This is a genomic window from Marinobacter sp. B-12 (assembly GCF_056857915.1).
Map to the genome: position 1 here is coordinate 243,038 of NZ_JBSXOB010000059.1, position 15,243 is coordinate 258,280.

Consider the following 15,243-nt stretch of genomic DNA (forward strand, 5'->3'; position numbering starts at 1 on the left):
CCCCCTTTTATCTGGTCATCATGATTTGCCGCAGACGCTCGAGATCCTCGGCGGTATCGACGCCTGCGGGTGGCATCCGGCACGCCTCTTCGACGTGAATGCGGGCGCCGTTGTAGAGTGCCCGCAATTGCTCCAGGGACTCAGTGATTTCAATGGGGGCTGGCGCCCAGGTCACGAAATTCCGCAGGAGGCTAACGCGGTAGCCGTAGATACCAATATGACGATAGTAATTACAGCCTTCGGGTAGCGACCGTACGGCGCCGGTGTCGCCACTGCCCAGCCACGTATCCCGGGCCCAGGGAATCGGTGCCCGGCTGAAGTAGTGGGCCATGCCCCGGTTATCGAACACCACCTTGACAACATTGGGATTGAACACGCTGGTTGCGTCCGGGATCCGCTCGCAGAGAGTCGCAATGGCCGCATCAGGATGGGCTTCGAGGTTTGCGGCCACCTGGTCGATCAGTTCCGGTGGAATCAAGGGCTCATCACCCTGAACATTGACGACCCGGTTATCCGGGCCAAATCCCAGCTTCCGAGCCACCTCTTCCAGACGGTCAGTACCACTGGCATGGTTGGCGGAGGTCATCACCACTTCCGCACCGAAGGCGGCACAAGCGGCCTTGATGCGTTCGTCATCGGTTGCGATCACCACACGACCAGCCTGACTTTCACACGCCCGCTCATAAACATGCTCAATCATCGGCTTACCGGCAATGTCTGCCAAGGGTTTGCCAGGCAACCGAGTGGAGGCATAACGTGCCGGGATAACGACGGTGTAGGACATACAGGCTTCCTGTCAGCGTTTGTGAAGTCGCTCGTCGGTCGTCAGAGTCCGGGCTTCGGTGGCGAGCATCACCGGTATCCCCTCGCGAATCGGAAAGGCCATCGCATCCTGATAGCAGACAAGTTCCGTTTTGGCGTCGTTCAGCTTCAGGTCACCCTTGCATACCGGGCAGGCCAGCAGGGCCATCAGTTTTTTATCCATGGTGCGATTCTCACAATGTCGTTGTATCCAGCGATTGGTTGCAGTCATTGACGCGGGCCACGAACGCCTCGGCAAACGCCTCGGGAAGGCTGGCCGTGACAGCCAGGACCCAGGTGTTGTCCGGGGCGATCCCGCGACACTTGACCGCATCCTTGGCGGTCATCACCAGCCATTCGCCGTCTTCGGAGTGCAGGTCGGCGGGCGTAAAACGGTGATGGTCGGGCAAGGCAAGAGGCCTGACCTGAGCCCCCAGCGCCATCAGTGTATCGAAAAACCGGCTGGGATTACCGATCCCCGCCACAGCCCTCACACGCCGGCCCTTAAGGCACTCCGGAGACAGCGCTTCCCCGGTCACAAGGTTGCGCAGTTCAGTCGGGGCCAGGTTCATGGCGAACTGGCGCTCATGCTCGAGCTCTTCGAGAAGGCCGCCATTGGTGATCACGAAGTCGACGGATTCCAGCCGCGCCAGAGGTTCACGCAACGGCCCCACAGGAATCAGGGCGCCGTTGCCGACGCCACGGGCCGCGTCGAAGACGGCAAGTTCAATATCCCGGGGAAGCCGATAATGCTGGAGCCCGTCGTCGCACACCAGAATGGTACCCAGCTCTTGCTCCAGTGCCCATAGGGCACCCCGTCTGCGATCCGGGTCCACCACAACCGGGCATCCCGATTGCGCGGCCAGCATTACCGGCTCGTCACCGGCGATTCTGGCGTCGGTGTCAGCGTTGACCAACAGCGGATAGCGATCAGACTTGCCACCGTAGCCTCGGCTCAGAATCACTGGCTGCCAGCCCAGGTCCTTAAGCAGGCTGGTGAGGGCGACGGTCAACGGGGATTTTCCTGTGCCCCCGGCGGTGATATTACCCACCACCACCACGGGAACCGGGATACGTTCGTTCCTCGCCTGCCAGGCCCGGCGGCGACGGTTTTCAGAAATGGTGCGATAAAGCCAGACCAGTGGATACAACGGCCACAGGGGGCGCTTACCGCTGTACCATACCCGCTCCACCAGCGTGGTCATGCCTGCTCGCTGAACTGCATCTGGTGGAGCTGGGCATAGGCTCCGCCCTGGGCCAGTAATTCGTCATGGCGACCGGACTCGACAATCCTGCCGCCATCCATCACCAGGATGCGATCCGCCTTTTCAATCGTCGACAACCGGTGAGCAATGACCAACGTTGTACGGCCCTGCATGACGGTTTCCAGGGCTTCCTGTATGTGCCGTTCCGATTCTGTATCGAGGGCCGATGTTGCTTCGTCCAGGATCAGCACCGGAGCGTTTTTCAGCAGGGCCCTTGCAATGGCCAGTCGCTGGCGCTGGCCACCGGAAAGCATCACCCCGTTGTCACCAATCATGGTATCCAGACCTTCCGGCATACGCTCGATGAACTCCAGCGCATGGGCCTTGGCCGCCGCATCAGTGATCTGCTCGCGACTGCAGTGGCGGAGGGCGCCATAAGCAATGTTGGCGGCAATGGTATCGTTGAAAAGAACCACATTCTGGGTCACCAGCGCAATCTGTGAGCGCAGGGCTTCCAGGCTGAACTCCTTCAGGGAATGGCCGTCCAGGCGGATATCCCCCCCGGTGTATTCGTAGAAACGCGGCAAAAGACTGACCATAGTCGACTTGCCACTGCCCGAACGCCCGACCAGGGCCACACTCTGACCAGCCGGTATGTTCAGGGAGATGTCCTTGAGTACGTCGTCCAACTGGTCACGATAGCGGAAGGACACGTTTTCAAATTCAATGTTGCCGTTAACCCGCTGCGGCGCGTAGGTACCCGGATCGTGTTCCGGTTCCTCGTCCATGGCTCCAAAGACGTCGTGGGCAGCGGCAACGCCACGTTGGATCTTGGCATGTACGGACGATACCTGGCGAATGGGCTTGGCCATGGTTGTTGCGGCGGTAATGAAGGCCACAAGCTGGCCGGTACTCATTTCTCCACGGATCTCCGGCGCCAGCATGGTCCACACCAATGCTGCAATGGCAATCGCCACCAGCACCTGGATAACCGGAATGCTGATGGCCTGGGTGTAGGCCATCTTCAGGCTCTGCTCCAGGTTTTTCTCACTGACCTTGCGGAAGCGATCACGCTCATAGTGCTCGCCGCCAAAGGTGCGAACCACCCGGTAACCACCGATAGATTCGGAGGCCACGTGGGTGATGTCACCCATCGACCCCTGGATACGTTTGCTGATCTTGCGGAAGCGTTTGCTCGCGTAACTGACCACCAGGGCAATCAACGGCCCTACGGCCAGAAACACGAGGGTCAACTTCCAGTTGGTGTAGATCATAAAGCCCAGCAGGCCCAGGATGGTAAGTCCTTCCCTGAGGGTGATGGTCACGGCGTTGGTGGTGGCATCCGCCACCTGCTCAACATTGTACGTGATCTTCGAAACCAGCCGACCAGAAGCATTCTCATCGAAATAGCGGGAAGGCAGGCTCAGCAAACGGTCGAAGACCTGCTTGCGCAGGGCGTTAATAACCTGGCGCCCGACGTAACTGATGAAATACTGGCTCATGAAGGTACCGACACCGCGAAAGGCAAACACACCGACGATCAGCAATGTCAGCAGAATCCGGTTCTTGTCGGTGGGGTTTTCCAGCGCGGTGATGACGTATTCCATCGCCGCCGCCATACCGGTGGAGGCCGCTGCGTAGATGACGTTGCCAACCACGGCCAGCGAGAACGCCAGCCAGAAAGGCTTTACGTAGGCCAACAGGCGTTTGTAGGTTCCCCAGTTGGTTGCCGGCTGTTGGGACTCTTCGGCTGTCGACGTGGCGTCACTCACTGCCTTGGGCCTCTCGTTCTGTGGTGATGCTGAGTTTGGCAAAACCAAGACGACCCGCCACATCCATGGCACGCACGACAAACTCGTGAGGGGTACGGGCATCCGCAGTGATGATGAACGGCAGCGACGTGTTGTCCTGTGCCAATTCACGAACCGCCCTTTCCAGCGTTTCCCGACGATTATTCACCAGGGTTCGATCGTTGAGGATGTACTGGCCCTCGGCGTTGATGACCACATCAATCAACTCTGCCTCGGACTCCGACCGCTCACCGTTGGCTTCCGGCAATTCGATATTGAGGTGGCTCTCACGGGTAAACGTGGTGGACACCATAAAGAATATCAGCAGCAGGAACACCACATCGATCAGTGGCGTCAGGTCTACCCCGACCTCCTGACTTCTCTGACGCTTGAACTTCACAGTGTTCAGGCTCCTTCCACGTCAATTTCGCGGTCGCCATGTACCACTTCCACGAGCTTGATGGCTTCCTGCTCCATACCTACGACCAACTCATCGACACGGCGAATAAAGTACCGATGGCAAATCAGTGCCGGTATGGCCACGCTCAGGCCGGAAGCCGTGGTAATCAGCGCTTCCGAAATACCCCCTGCCAGATTGCCGGCATCGCCCACACCGGCGAGCTGGATCTCTGCAAATACCTTGATCATGCCGATAACGGTCCCCAGCAGGCCCAGAAGAGGCGTGATGGTCGCAACGGTCCCCAGGGGATTCAGAAAACGTTCCAGTTCATGGATGACCTGGCTCGCCTCGTGCTCAATGCTTTCTTTCATGATCTCGCGACCATGCTTGGCATTCAGAAGTCCTCCGGCCAGAATCCGGCCCAGCGGAGATGATCCCTGCAATGCCTTGAGCTTTCGCCCGTTAAGCTCCTTTTTCTTGATCCACCGCCACAGTTCATTGATGGTGTGCTGGGGCGTTACCCTGGATGGCCTGAGCGTCCAGAAGCGCTCAAGAATGATGGCAAGGGCAAGAATGGAACAGGCAAGAATCGGCACCATGAGGATGCCACCGGCTTTCAAAAGCTCGAACACGCTTGGTCTCCCTGATTGTTTACAAGCCGCGCTACTTTAGCATAGCTGCCGGTGTAGGCCACACCCGGAATGTCACGGTTTTTACACTCCGTTCAAGGGAGTTCGGGTTTGCGAATCCAGAAGGGGGCACCTGCCCTGGCCTTTGTCGTCAACACTCCGCCCGGTTCCAGAACCAGCCTGATTGCGCCGGAGGTAGCGGTATTGACAATGTCGCTGCCAACGGACCGATAACGTTCAACCACATCGGCATGGGGATGACCGAAACGATGCCGGTAGCCGGCGCTGAACAGGGCGAGATCCGGAACCATCCGGGCGACCCAGGATTTCGATGAGGACGTTTTGCTGCCGTGGTGGGGTGCCAGCACAACCCGATAGTGGTCGGCATCATTCCCCAGAGTATCGGCCCGGGCCATAAACGCCTCTTCCACCCGTCGGGTTATGTCGCCAGGCAACACAACCTCAACGGACGGGACAGTCGACGATACCGTCAGTACACAGGACGCGTCATTGCCCTCAACCCTTCCTGGGCTTCGCCAGAACGCCAATTCTAATTCGCCCATCCGGACATCCACCTGGCCAGAACAAGGCTCGACATTTACACCCTCCGGCAACTTGCCGGCAACTCTCCCGGTTTCACCGGTAATAACCCGCCCAACCTCGAATCGATCGAACAGCAACGGCAGCCCCCCGGCGTGGTCACCATCACCGTGACTGATCACCAGGGTATCAATACGGCGAACTCCCAGAGCACTGAGATTGGGAATCAGCACCGACTCCACCGACGAGTAAATACCTTCCAGTGCTGGGCCGGTGTCGTAGACCAGCACCTGATCCTGCTCACGAAGCATGACGGATAGCCCCTGGCCGACATCCCATACCCAGAGTTCAGGGTGGGCCACCGTCTCGTTCGGTTGTCCCATCTCGTTGCCCCTAAACACGAACACGGCAATCCATAACAACACAACACAGGCACTCACCTTCCGATACCCGCCGAACGGCACCACCAAGGCCATCAGAACCACCAGAGAAAACCCCACAATCTGCAATGGGCCAGGCGCCGTCAGCACAATATCAACGTTCGCAAGCCAGGAAAGCCCCTGCCACAGCACCCCGAAGACCCCGTCCAGCATGCTGATCACCAGTGCATCCCCAGCGGGAAGGAAAACCAGCGTAAAAGCCCCCAGGGCCAATAAAGGCATGACCACCAGCGATACCCAGGGAATGGCAAACAGATTGGCAACCAGACCGATCACCGGCTGAGACTGCCCCAGGCTGGACAATATCGGCCAGAGCCCGGCAAACACGGCCATCTGGGCCAGTAATAGCCCCGCAAGCCAACCGACCCTTCCAACACGGAGGGCAAACAGCATTACCAGGACCGTCACAGCGCCAAAAGACAGCCAGAATCCCTGGTCGAGGGGCGAAAACGAATCACTCAACAACACCAGAACCAACGCGGTCAGCAGACCCGTAAAAACCCCGGTTTGCCGGGCGCCAACGAGAACCCACCCGGCGATGATGACCATAATCAGTGCCCGCCTGGTGGGCACGGAAAACCCGGCCACAAGCGCATACCCGACGCTCGCACTGGCAACCACGAGAAAGACCAGCAACCTTAGCCTCGTGGGCGACACTCGACGTTCCGGAAGACAAAGCAGCAGACGGCGACATAGGAAGCCGGCCCCCGCCGCTATCAATCCCAGATGAAGCCCTGAAATGGCGACCAGGTGAATGGTTCCGGTGGCCTTCAGAACGTCCCAGTGTTCGGGCTGCATATGCCCGCGGTAGCCCATCATCAGGGAGGTTATTAAGGGGAAATGGCGAGCGTCAGATAGTCTATCCGAGGTAGCGTCGACAAGCTCACCCCGCCAGCGGTGGTAGCGGCAACGAAGCGGGCATTCAAGGTGGTCTGCGCGGGAAAGCTCGCGAACTGTACCGGTGGCACCAAAGCCCTTTCGATACAGCCAGGATTCGTAGCGAAACCCCGTCGGGTTCACGGCTCCATGGGGGCGTTTCAGGACAACTGTCAGCGTCAGGCGATGACCGGGCGTGTTCGTGACATCGTCGCCATACCAGGCAAGCCGAAGCTGATCCGGCAATTCATCGGAGGGGTAGGTATTGCCGCCCTCGGGCAGGTGCCATTGCGTCACGCAAAAGCCGAAACGGACGCTACCGAAGCTGCCTTCGGACGGGACATCACAAAGATACCCTGACACGTCCAGTGTCTGACCTTCCAGTGCTGGCGGCAACACCGACTGCTGCCGACCGTCGGCTTGCATTGCCGCCCAGGCCAGACCAGCAATCCCACCGGCAAGCAAGACTGCGACCGCCCTGAATGGCGGGGGCCTGACAAGACGTATCGCGACAAACGGGATGAGCGTGGCGGACATCAGCCAGTGCAAAGGTGGCAAGACCGCCAGGCTATACAGTAAGATAACGCCGCAGGCGAAGCCCACGAGGCCGACCCTGGCCATAAAACTTCCGGACAATCCTTGTCCTCCTGATAGTTGGTCAATTCCGGGAGCCGCCATACCCCGGAACCATTATCCCGAGCAGGCAGAACTTCCCAATGCCAAAGAAGTTCATAAAACGCTATCTACCAACGCCGGAACGGGTGCGCTCGATCGAGTCGCTGCACTTCCTCGGGGATATCCTTCATGAACCCAACTTGTGGCACATCAATCGGCACAGTGTCGCCAGAGCATTCCTTGTCGGCATTTTCCTGACCTTTATTCCGATGCCGTTCCAGATGGTTGCCGCTGCCTTCTTCGCCATCTGGTTCAACGCCAATCTGCCGCTTTCGGTGGTGCTGGTCTGGATCAGCAACCCGGTGACCATGCCGCCGATGTTCTACTTTAATTACAAGATCGGAGCCTGGATACTGGACAGACCGGTACTGAACTTCGAGTTCCAGTTGTCCTGGTCCTGGCTCAGCGGCCGGCTACTGGATATAGGAATCCCTCTCTACCTGGGATCGCTTCTGGTAGCCACCTGTTCAGCCTGCCTTGCCTATCTGGTCATTCAATTCCTGTGGCGGCGCAAGGTCCGTAGCGACTGGCGGGAGCGCCAGCTACTTCGAATCCGGCACCGCCGGGCCACCCGCAAGTCCAAACCGGGCGCAGACGCCCATCAAAGCTCCTGAAATAATTCACCCTGCTCCAGCCGAAGCACCCGCCCCAGGCTCTTGGCCATGGCCATGTCGTGGGTGACCAACACGAATGCAATGCCGATTTGATCCCTGAGCGACTCGATAAGCTCGCGGACACTTTCCCCGGTCTGCTCATCCAGATTGCCAGTGGGCTCATCCATTAAGACGCACTCCGGTTCGTTCACCAGGGCGCGGGCAATGGCCACCCGCTGGCGCTCACCACCAGACAGTTCTCCGGGCTTATGCCCCAGACGCGCCCCCAATCCGACACGTTCGAGAATGGCGGTTGCCTGCTCCGAGGCCCGGCGAACGCCGCGACCACCCAACGCACCCGGCATCATGACGTTTTCCAGGGCCGAAAATTCCGGCAGCAAATGATGGAACTGGTAAACAAACCCGAGGTGACGGTTGCGAAAACGTGCCCGGCCGGATTCACTCATCCGATGAATATCCTGCCCACAAATATCAATATGACCCGAAGAAGGCTTATCCAGACCCCCGAGCAGGTTTAGCAGCGTGGTTTTGCCGGCACCACTGCTGCCAACAATACCAATCGATTCGCCGGCCGATACCTGAAGCGAAATGTCCGAGAAAATCGTCAGCTTTCCCGGCCCTTCGTTATAGGTTCTGGTCACTTTGTCGCAGTTGATAACCAATGACCTGTCATCGTTCATGGTTGCTGAATCACTCATATCGCAGGGCCTCCGCCGGGTCGACGCGGGATGCTCTCCACGCTGGATAGATAGTTGCCAACAGACTCATGGCGAGGCCGGCACCACTGATGATCCACACGTCCTGCCATTGCAGCTGGGACGGCAGATAACTGATGAAATAGACGTCAGCACTCAGGAACTGATGCCCCATGAACGCCTCCAGCCAGGCAATAAACCCGCTGATGTTGTAGGCACCCAGGATACCCAGCGCTGTGCCCACCAGGGTGCCGGTAATGCCAATCACCGCGCCCTGAACCATGAAGATCCGCATCACTCGCCCGGGTGTTGCGCCCATCGTGCGAAGGATAGCGATATCGGCTGTCTTGTCGGTAACCACCATCACCAGTGTCGATACAATGTTGAACGCGGCCACCGCGACAATGAACATCAGCAGCAGGCCGATCATTGTCTTCTCCATACGGATGGCCTGGAACAGGTTGCCGTGGGTTCGGGTCCAGTCCGATATGTAGTGGCGGCCGCTCAGCTGGCGCGCAACCTCTTCTGCCACTTTCGGAGCCTGAAACAGATCGTCCACCAGAAGGCGCACGCCCTGGGCTTTGCCGTCGGTGCGCATGAGCTTGGACGCATCATCCATATGAATCAGGGTGTAGTTGCCATCCAGTTCGGCCCCGACACTGAATACGCCCTTGACCGTGAATCGCTTCAGTCGCGGCAACACCCCGGCCGGAGTGACCGATGCTTCAGGCAACACCACGGTTACCCGATCACCCAGTTGCAGGCGCAAGCTGGCGGCCATCTGCCGGCCGATAATGATGCCAAACTCTCCGGATTTGAGATCGTCCAGCCCGCCTTCGATCATATGGTTTTCGATGATGGAAACGCTTCGCTCCTGTTCTGGCAGCACACCATTGAGCATCACGCCGCGAACGTCACCGCCACCTGTTACCATGCCCTGCCCCTGGATAAAGGGCGCTGCCGCGATCACCGACGGGTGCTTCTCTACTTCCCGGTCCACTTCCTGCCAATTATCAAGATCGGGATTACCCTGGATCACAGCATGAGGCACCATGCCCAGAATTCGCTGCTTGAGCTCGCGGTCAAAGCCATTCATCACCGACAACACGATGATGAGAACGGCCACACCCAGCATGAGGCCAATCATGGACGTCAGGGAAATGAACGAAATAAAGTGATTACGTCGTTTGGCCGCGGTGTACCGCAAGCCGACATACAATGATAAGGGTCTGAACATTGGGAGGAGCCTGTCGCTGCCTTCTGGTCTGTCGAAAATCCTGCGGCGATACGGACCGTCAGGAAGCTGCTAAACTGCTATCAGGAAACAATAATACCGTGTTATGGAGCCCAGATGTCTGAAATGACACCCGACAATAACCCGGCGGATATTCCCTCTGACCGCAGGGACTTCTTTCGCATCAGTGACCATATTGGCCTGGAAATCCGAACGCTGGGTCCTGGCGAGGCCAACCGGGAAAACCCTTTTAACGGCGATCACATGGAGAGCCTGCGCTCGGAGTTCAGGCGCCTGGACCAGGATGTCAGGGCACAGCTCGCCAATTTGGCAGAACGTGACCGCCTGCTGACCTCTCTGATCAAGTCTCTGAACGGGAAGCTGGATACGTTGGCGCGCATTATGGCCTTTGAGCAAAATCCGTTGCAACCTGGGGACTGGCAGGATGTCACACTCAGTGAAGGCGGACTGTCGTTCCACAGTCCCACCAACCGTTTTTCCGTCGGTGACCAACTGGCCCTGAGAATGACGCTGCCGCCGGAGCTGTTTCAGCCCGTGGCCACTGCCCGAGTCATTGACGTTGTGCCGGACAAAAGCGGCGGTGGTAAGGTTCATACGGAATTTACCGACATTCATGACAGCGACCGACAGCAAATCGCCCGCCATGTGATGCGATGGCAGATCCGCCAGCGACAGAAAGACTAAACGGTCCACAAATCATCGAATTCGGGCTGACTTTTGTTAGTCTTTGGTGGATATTACGTTTTATCAATGTCTGGCGGATACCCGCCACGGTACGTTCCAGGCAACCCCGTTCAACCGGATACGATCGATCCCAGGGAGTAAATCACTGATGAAAAACCGCACCATAAAAGCCGTTTGTGCCGTCGCAGCCCTCTCAGGACTGGCGACAGCCCCGCTTACCACCGCGGTGGCGGAAGAGGTTCGGGTTCCAGTGATGTCGCAGGCTGAGCGCGGCGCACAGGAAAACCTTCCACGCACTGGCATGAGCCAGTCCAGCGTTCGCAACGGCTGGGGCAACCCGATACGCATGTCCGGGCCCGTGGGCAATCCACCCATATCGCAATGGCACTACGCGGATTTCGTCGTGTACTTTGAAGCTGACCGGGTAATCCATGCGGTGCTGAAGCCCAACCGCTAAAAAATCCTCTGCATATCCTGACGCAACCCCGCTCGTTCGTTAGAATGGCGACTTTTGGATAAGGTGTTCACAACTTGACTTCCAGACCTGTGATGCCCGCCGAATGGGCACCCCAAAGCGCCATCATGCTTACTTGGCCCCATCCCGGAACGGACTGGAGCGACATCCTCGCCGATGTCGAGCCGGTGTTTTTGGAAATCACGCGGACCGTATTGCGTTTTCAGCACGTATTACTCAGCTGTGAGCATGTTTTCCGTTTGCAGGAGCTGGAAAGGGAACTGAATCAGTTCGCTCAAGAGAATGGCTTTCCCGGCCGCGTTGCGGCCGTCCCCGCCCCGGCCAATGATACCTGGGCACGCGACCACGGCCCCATCGCCATTAGCCGTGGCGAGGGCCACGAGTTACTGGATTTCAGGTTCAATGCCTGGGGCGGAAAATTTCCCTGGGAAAAAGACAATGCCCTGAATAGCCACCTGTCGAATTTTGGCAGCTTTGGAGCGACACCGCTGATACCGGTCGACTTCGTTCTCGAGGGAGGCTCTATCGAATCCGATGGTAATGGCACCTTGCTGACCACCAGCGAATGCCTGTTGACGCCTTCCCGCAATCCATCAATGGATCGAGCGGGTATTGAACACCTGCTGTCGGAGACGCTGGGCGCCGAGCGCATCCTCTGGCTGAACCACGGCTATCTTGCCGGTGACGACACCGACAGCCATATCGACACCCTGGCGCGATTTTGCGCACCGGACCATATCTGTTACGTATCCTGCCCGAACGTCAGCGATGAGCACTACAGCGCCCTGGCGGCCATGGAGGAAGAGCTGCAGCAGTTCCACCAGGCCGACGGCCGACCCTACCGCCTGACCCCGCTGCCTTGGCCGGATGCCATTCATGATGAAAACGGCGAGCGCCTTCCCGCAACCTATGCCAATTTCCTGGTCATCAACGGCGCCGTACTGGTACCGGTTTATGGCGTACCTCAGGATGAAGAGGCGCTGGCCATCCTGTCGAACCTTTTCCCGGAGCGGGAAGTGATTCCGGTCAACTGCCGAGAACTGATCACACAGGGAGGCAGCCTGCATTGCGTCACCATGCAGATACCGGCAGGGGTTGTAGGCACATGACTCAGCCCCCTCTATCCGCCAACCTGGCCATTGCCGCCATTCAACAGCAGTGCAGTGCCGACAAGGACACCAGCCTGGCAACCAGCGAACGCCTGGTTCGCCAGGCGGCAGCGGACGGCGCTCAACTCGTCGTCCTGCAGGAATTGCACGCCACGCTCTACTTTTGCCAGACCGAAGACACCACGGTATTCGAACTCGCCGAACCGATTCCCGGCCCGACCAGCCGTCGGCTATCCGCTCTGGCGGCGGAACTCGGCATTGTGCTCGTCGGGTCTATCTTTGAACGGAGAATGAACGGCGTCTACCACAACACGGCCGTCGTTTTTGAGCGGGATGGAACCATCGCCGGCCTCTACCGGAAGATGCATATTCCTGACGACCCCGGCTTTTACGAAAAATTCTATTTCACCCCGGGCGACGCCAGCTTCAACGACGGCCGCAATGGCTTCACTCCTATCGACACCTCCGTGGGTCGGCTGGGTGTGCTGGTGTGTTGGGACCAGTGGTATCCAGAGGCCGCCCGCCTGATGGCCCTGGCCGGCGCGGAGGTACTGATCTACCCCACCGCTATTGGCTGGGATGTCACCGATGACCCTGAGGAACAGGCGCGCCAGTTGGATGCCTGGGTAACCGTTCAACGCGGCCATGCGGTTGCCAATAACCTTCCCGTCATCGCGCCAAACCGCGTCGGCACGGAACCCGACCCGTCCGGCAGTTCGGACGGCATTCGTTTCTGGGGCAACAGTTTCATCTGCGGGCCTCAGGGAGAATTCCTGGCTCGTGCCGACGACCATTCGGAAACTCTACTGTCCGCTACCATTAACCGCTCTCGCAGTGAATCGATTCGGCGCATCTGGCCGTATTTCAGGGATCGGCGCATTGACGCCTACGGCGACATTCTCAAGCGGGTAAGGGACTGAGTACTGCATGAAAAAACTGACGGACACGGTTATCCGCGAGTTAAACAGCATACTGCTGGGCAAGGATCACCAGGTACGACTTTCGCTCTGTGGCTTGCTGGCCAGGGGCCATCTGCTGATTGAAGACATTCCGGGAATGGGCAAAACCACCCTGTCCCATGCGTTAGCCAAGGTCATGGGCCTGACCTACCAGCGCATCCAGTTTACCAATGATCTTTTACCTGCTGACGTACTCGGCTTCTCGATGTACGACAAGCAGGCGGGCAGCCTGGTGTTCCATCCCGGACCGATCTTCGCGCAGGTTGTCCTGGCCGATGAAATCAACCGCGCCTCCCCCAGAACCCAGAGTGCCCTACTGGAAGCCATGGAGGAACGGCAGGTTTCCATCGAGGGAGAGACACGGCCTCTGCCCCACCCATTCTTCGTTATCGCCACACAGAATCCCATCGAGCAGGGCGGCACCTACCCGCTACCGGAGTCCCAGCTTGACCGTTTCCTGATGCGCGTACGCCTGGGCTATCCCGATCCACGCGCCGAGCGGGAACTGCTGGAAGGTGAAGATCGGCGGGTCATGACCGACAGACTGCAATCGCTGCTTTCTTCGGAAAACCTGCAAACCCTCCAGGACGCCGTAAACCGGGTAACCACCAGCCCGGCACTGCTGGACTACGTACAACGCCTGCTGGAACAAAGCCGGCGTATGCCCGGTTTGCTGTACGGCCTTTCACCCCGGGCTGGTCTCGGCCTGGTCCGCGCAGCACGCGCGTGGGCCCTGATGGACGGTCGTCACCATGTATTACCGGATGACATCCAGGCCGTATTTCCGGCAGTCGCAGAACACCGTCTTGAACAGGGCGAGTCCGGAAAGAGCGCGGAGCGGGTGAGGCAACTTCTGACCTCCGTCTCTGTCATTGAATAGATAGCAACACTTAATGGAATGAATTGGGCAAAACAACTGGAAACCAATCCTGTTCATGTTAGCCTTTTGCCCTTTTCCTCCGGGCCAGTCCCCGGACCAACGTACCGATTACGTGAAAACGCCGCCAGCGCAACACGTCCAGATTCGTTAGCGAGAGACCCACAATGAGCGAAACCAAACACTCCAGACTGATCATCCTAGGCTCCGGCCCCGCCGGCTACACCGCTGCCGTCTATGCCGCACGCGCCAACCTGAAACCCACACTGATCACCGGTATTGAAGTGGGCGGACAGCTGACCACCACCACCGACGTGGACAACTGGCCGGGTGACAACGACGGCGTGCAGGGCCCGGAACTCATGCAGCGTATGCTCAAACACGCGGAGCGCTTCGAAACCCAGGTGGTCTACGACACCATCAACGAAGCCGATCTGCGCAACCGCCCCTTCCGCCTCAAGGGCGACAGCGGCGAATACACCTGCGACGCATTGATCATCGCCACCGGTGCCTCCGCCATGTACCTGGGTCTCGACTCGGAAGAAAAATTCAAGGGCCAGGGCGTCTCCGCCTGCGCCACCTGCGACGGTTTCTTCTACAAGAAACAGAAAGTCGCCGTTATCGGCGGCGGCAACACCGCCGTTGAAGAAGCGCTGTACCTCTCGAACATCGCCGACGAAGTCACCCTGGTACACCGCCGAGACAGCCTGCGCGCTGAAAAAATCCTGCAGGACAAACTGTTCGATAAAGCCGAAAACGGCAACGTCAACATCATCTGGGACCATACCCTGGACGAAGTCCTCGGCGACGGCACTGGCGTCACCGGCATGCGCATCAGAAGCACCAAGGGCGACGCCACCCAGGAAATGGATCTGGCCGGCGTGTTCATCGCCATCGGCCACAAACCCAACACCGACCTGTTCCAGGGCCAGCTGGACATGGAAAACGGCTACATCAAGATCCGCTCCGGCCTGGAAGGCATGGCCACCCAGAGCAGCGTACCGGGCGTCTTCGCCGCTGGCGACGTAGCCGACCATGTCTACCGCCAGGCCGTCACCTCTGCAGGCTTCGGCTGCATGGCAGCGCTGGACGCGGAAAAGTTCCTGGATCAGGACTGAACAACGGAATTCGATCAAAGCCAAGGCAGGTAACTCCCAGGTCTGAAAAGGCGGGTGGAGGCGGGTGTCTGAAACTGTGCGGAGCCATGGATGGCGGAGCC

16 protein-coding genes are annotated in these 15,243 nt (G+C 58.6%); 7 read left to right on the forward strand and 9 right to left on the reverse strand.

What is annotated here, in order from left to right; translation table 11 throughout:
* Positions 1-7 precede the first annotated feature (7 nt).
* The 7 genes from kdsB to AC13D2_RS14640 form a co-directional block, all read right to left on the reverse strand.
* Positions 8-784, reverse strand: a complete 777-nt coding sequence (gene kdsB / locus AC13D2_RS14610) for a 3-deoxy-manno-octulosonate cytidylyltransferase (RefSeq protein ID WP_292046953.1) — start codon at positions 782-784, stop codon at positions 8-10.
* A gap of 12 nt (positions 785-796) precedes the next feature.
* Positions 797-985: a Trm112 family protein gene (locus AC13D2_RS14615; protein WP_007155362.1), complete on the reverse strand. Its 189-nt coding sequence runs from the start codon at positions 983-985 to the stop codon at positions 797-799.
* Between the two features lie 10 nt (positions 986-995).
* A complete protein-coding gene (gene lpxK / locus AC13D2_RS14620; RefSeq protein ID WP_292046951.1) occupies positions 996-2,006 on the reverse strand; it encodes a tetraacyldisaccharide 4'-kinase in 1,011 nt (336 codons plus the stop codon).
* The gene (gene msbA / locus AC13D2_RS14625; protein WP_482938841.1) at positions 2,003-3,778 is read right to left on the reverse strand and encodes a lipid A export permease/ATP-binding protein MsbA; all 1,776 of its coding nucleotides are present in this window, start codon (positions 3,776-3,778) and stop codon (positions 2,003-2,005) included. The genes lpxK and msbA overlap by 4 nt, the downstream gene beginning before the upstream one ends.
* On the reverse strand, positions 3,771-4,196 hold the full coding sequence (locus AC13D2_RS14630) for an ExbD/TolR family protein (protein ID WP_007155359.1): 426 nt from the start codon (positions 4,194-4,196) through the stop codon (positions 3,771-3,773). The genes msbA and AC13D2_RS14630 overlap by 8 nt, the downstream gene beginning before the upstream one ends.
* A 5-nt stretch (positions 4,197-4,201) precedes the next feature.
* Positions 4,202-4,828 (reverse strand): MotA/TolQ/ExbB proton channel family protein, encoded by a 627-nt coding sequence (locus tag AC13D2_RS14635; RefSeq protein WP_292046947.1) that lies wholly within the window; start codon positions 4,826-4,828, stop codon positions 4,202-4,204.
* A 92-nt stretch (positions 4,829-4,920) separates the two neighbouring features.
* A complete protein-coding gene (locus tag AC13D2_RS14640) occupies positions 4,921-7,317 on the reverse strand; it encodes a DNA internalization-related competence protein ComEC/Rec2 (protein WP_482938842.1) in 2,397 nt (798 codons plus the stop codon).
* 80 nt (positions 7,318-7,397) lie between these two features.
* Between AC13D2_RS14640 and AC13D2_RS14645 the strand changes: the two genes are divergently transcribed.
* Positions 7,398-7,970, forward strand: coding sequence for a DUF2062 domain-containing protein (locus AC13D2_RS14645; RefSeq protein WP_292046944.1), 573 nt, complete (start codon positions 7,398-7,400; stop codon positions 7,968-7,970).
* Here AC13D2_RS14645 and AC13D2_RS14650 read toward each other — a convergent pair.
* Together AC13D2_RS14650 and AC13D2_RS14655 are read right to left on the reverse strand one after the other, a co-directional pair.
* Positions 7,958-8,668, reverse strand: coding sequence for an ABC transporter ATP-binding protein (locus AC13D2_RS14650; RefSeq protein ID WP_292046943.1), 711 nt, complete (start codon positions 8,666-8,668; stop codon positions 7,958-7,960). The genes AC13D2_RS14645 and AC13D2_RS14650 overlap by 13 nt on opposite strands.
* Positions 8,661-9,902, reverse strand: coding sequence for a lipoprotein-releasing ABC transporter permease subunit (locus tag AC13D2_RS14655; protein WP_292046942.1), 1,242 nt, complete (start codon positions 9,900-9,902; stop codon positions 8,661-8,663). The genes AC13D2_RS14650 and AC13D2_RS14655 overlap by 8 nt, the downstream gene beginning before the upstream one ends.
* A gap of 114 nt (positions 9,903-10,016) precedes the next feature.
* Between AC13D2_RS14655 and AC13D2_RS14660 the strand changes: the two genes are divergently transcribed.
* The 6 genes from AC13D2_RS14660 to trxB all read left to right on the forward strand — a co-directional run bounded on the left by AC13D2_RS14660 (position 10,017) and on the right by trxB (position 15,142).
* On the forward strand, positions 10,017-10,604 hold the full coding sequence (locus AC13D2_RS14660) for a PilZ domain-containing protein (protein WP_300495731.1): 588 nt from the start codon (positions 10,017-10,019) through the stop codon (positions 10,602-10,604).
* Between the two features lie 148 nt (positions 10,605-10,752).
* Positions 10,753-11,061 carry a hypothetical protein gene (locus AC13D2_RS14665; RefSeq protein WP_300495734.1) on the forward strand — a complete coding sequence of 103 codons (309 nt, stop codon included), beginning with the start codon at positions 10,753-10,755 and terminating at the stop codon, positions 11,059-11,061.
* Between the two features lie 92 nt (positions 11,062-11,153).
* Positions 11,154-12,188, forward strand: a complete 1,035-nt coding sequence (locus AC13D2_RS14670) for an agmatine deiminase family protein (protein ID WP_482938871.1) — start codon at positions 11,154-11,156, stop codon at positions 12,186-12,188.
* A complete protein-coding gene (locus tag AC13D2_RS14675) occupies positions 12,185-13,108 on the forward strand; it encodes a carbon-nitrogen hydrolase (protein WP_482938843.1) in 924 nt (307 codons plus the stop codon). The genes AC13D2_RS14670 and AC13D2_RS14675 overlap by 4 nt, the downstream gene beginning before the upstream one ends.
* Before the next feature lie 7 nt (positions 13,109-13,115).
* Positions 13,116-14,027, forward strand: a complete 912-nt coding sequence (locus AC13D2_RS14680) for an AAA family ATPase (protein ID WP_292049286.1) — start codon at positions 13,116-13,118, stop codon at positions 14,025-14,027.
* Positions 14,028-14,191: 164 nt separating this feature from the next.
* Positions 14,192-15,142: a thioredoxin-disulfide reductase gene (gene trxB / locus AC13D2_RS14685; protein WP_300495739.1), complete on the forward strand. Its 951-nt coding sequence runs from the start codon at positions 14,192-14,194 to the stop codon at positions 15,140-15,142.
* Positions 15,143-15,243 lie beyond the last annotated feature (101 nt).

What these genes read in the sequence shown, in the direction of transcription:
- AC13D2_RS14660 (WP_300495731.1), top strand. Translation starts at nt 10,017, where the DNA reads ATGTCTGAAATGACACCCGACAATAACCCGGCGGATATTCCCTCTGAC.
- AC13D2_RS14645 (WP_292046944.1), top strand. Translation starts at nt 7,398, where the DNA reads ATGCCAAAGAAGTTCATAAAACGCTATCTACCAACGCCGGAACGGGTG.
- AC13D2_RS14665 (WP_300495734.1), top strand. Translation starts at nt 10,753, where the DNA reads ATGAAAAACCGCACCATAAAAGCCGTTTGTGCCGTCGCAGCCCTCTCA.
- AC13D2_RS14650 (WP_292046943.1), bottom strand. Translation starts at nt 8,668, where the DNA reads ATGAGTGATTCAGCAACCATGAACGATGACAGGTCATTGGTTATCAAC.
- AC13D2_RS14675 (WP_482938843.1), top strand. Translation starts at nt 12,185, where the DNA reads ATGACTCAGCCCCCTCTATCCGCCAACCTGGCCATTGCCGCCATTCAA.
- trxB (WP_300495739.1), top strand. Translation starts at nt 14,192, where the DNA reads ATGAGCGAAACCAAACACTCCAGACTGATCATCCTAGGCTCCGGCCCC.
- kdsB (WP_292046953.1), bottom strand. Translation starts at nt 784, where the DNA reads ATGTCCTACACCGTCGTTATCCCGGCACGTTATGCCTCCACTCGGTTG.
- AC13D2_RS14655 (WP_292046942.1), bottom strand. Translation starts at nt 9,902, where the DNA reads ATGTTCAGACCCTTATCATTGTATGTCGGCTTGCGGTACACCGCGGCC.
- AC13D2_RS14680 (WP_292049286.1), top strand. Translation starts at nt 13,116, where the DNA reads ATGAAAAAACTGACGGACACGGTTATCCGCGAGTTAAACAGCATACTG.
- AC13D2_RS14615 (WP_007155362.1), bottom strand. Translation starts at nt 985, where the DNA reads ATGGATAAAAAACTGATGGCCCTGCTGGCCTGCCCGGTATGCAAGGGT.
- lpxK (WP_292046951.1), bottom strand. Translation starts at nt 2,006, where the DNA reads ATGACCACGCTGGTGGAGCGGGTATGGTACAGCGGTAAGCGCCCCCTG.
- AC13D2_RS14670 (WP_482938871.1), top strand. Translation starts at nt 11,154, where the DNA reads ATGCCCGCCGAATGGGCACCCCAAAGCGCCATCATGCTTACTTGGCCC.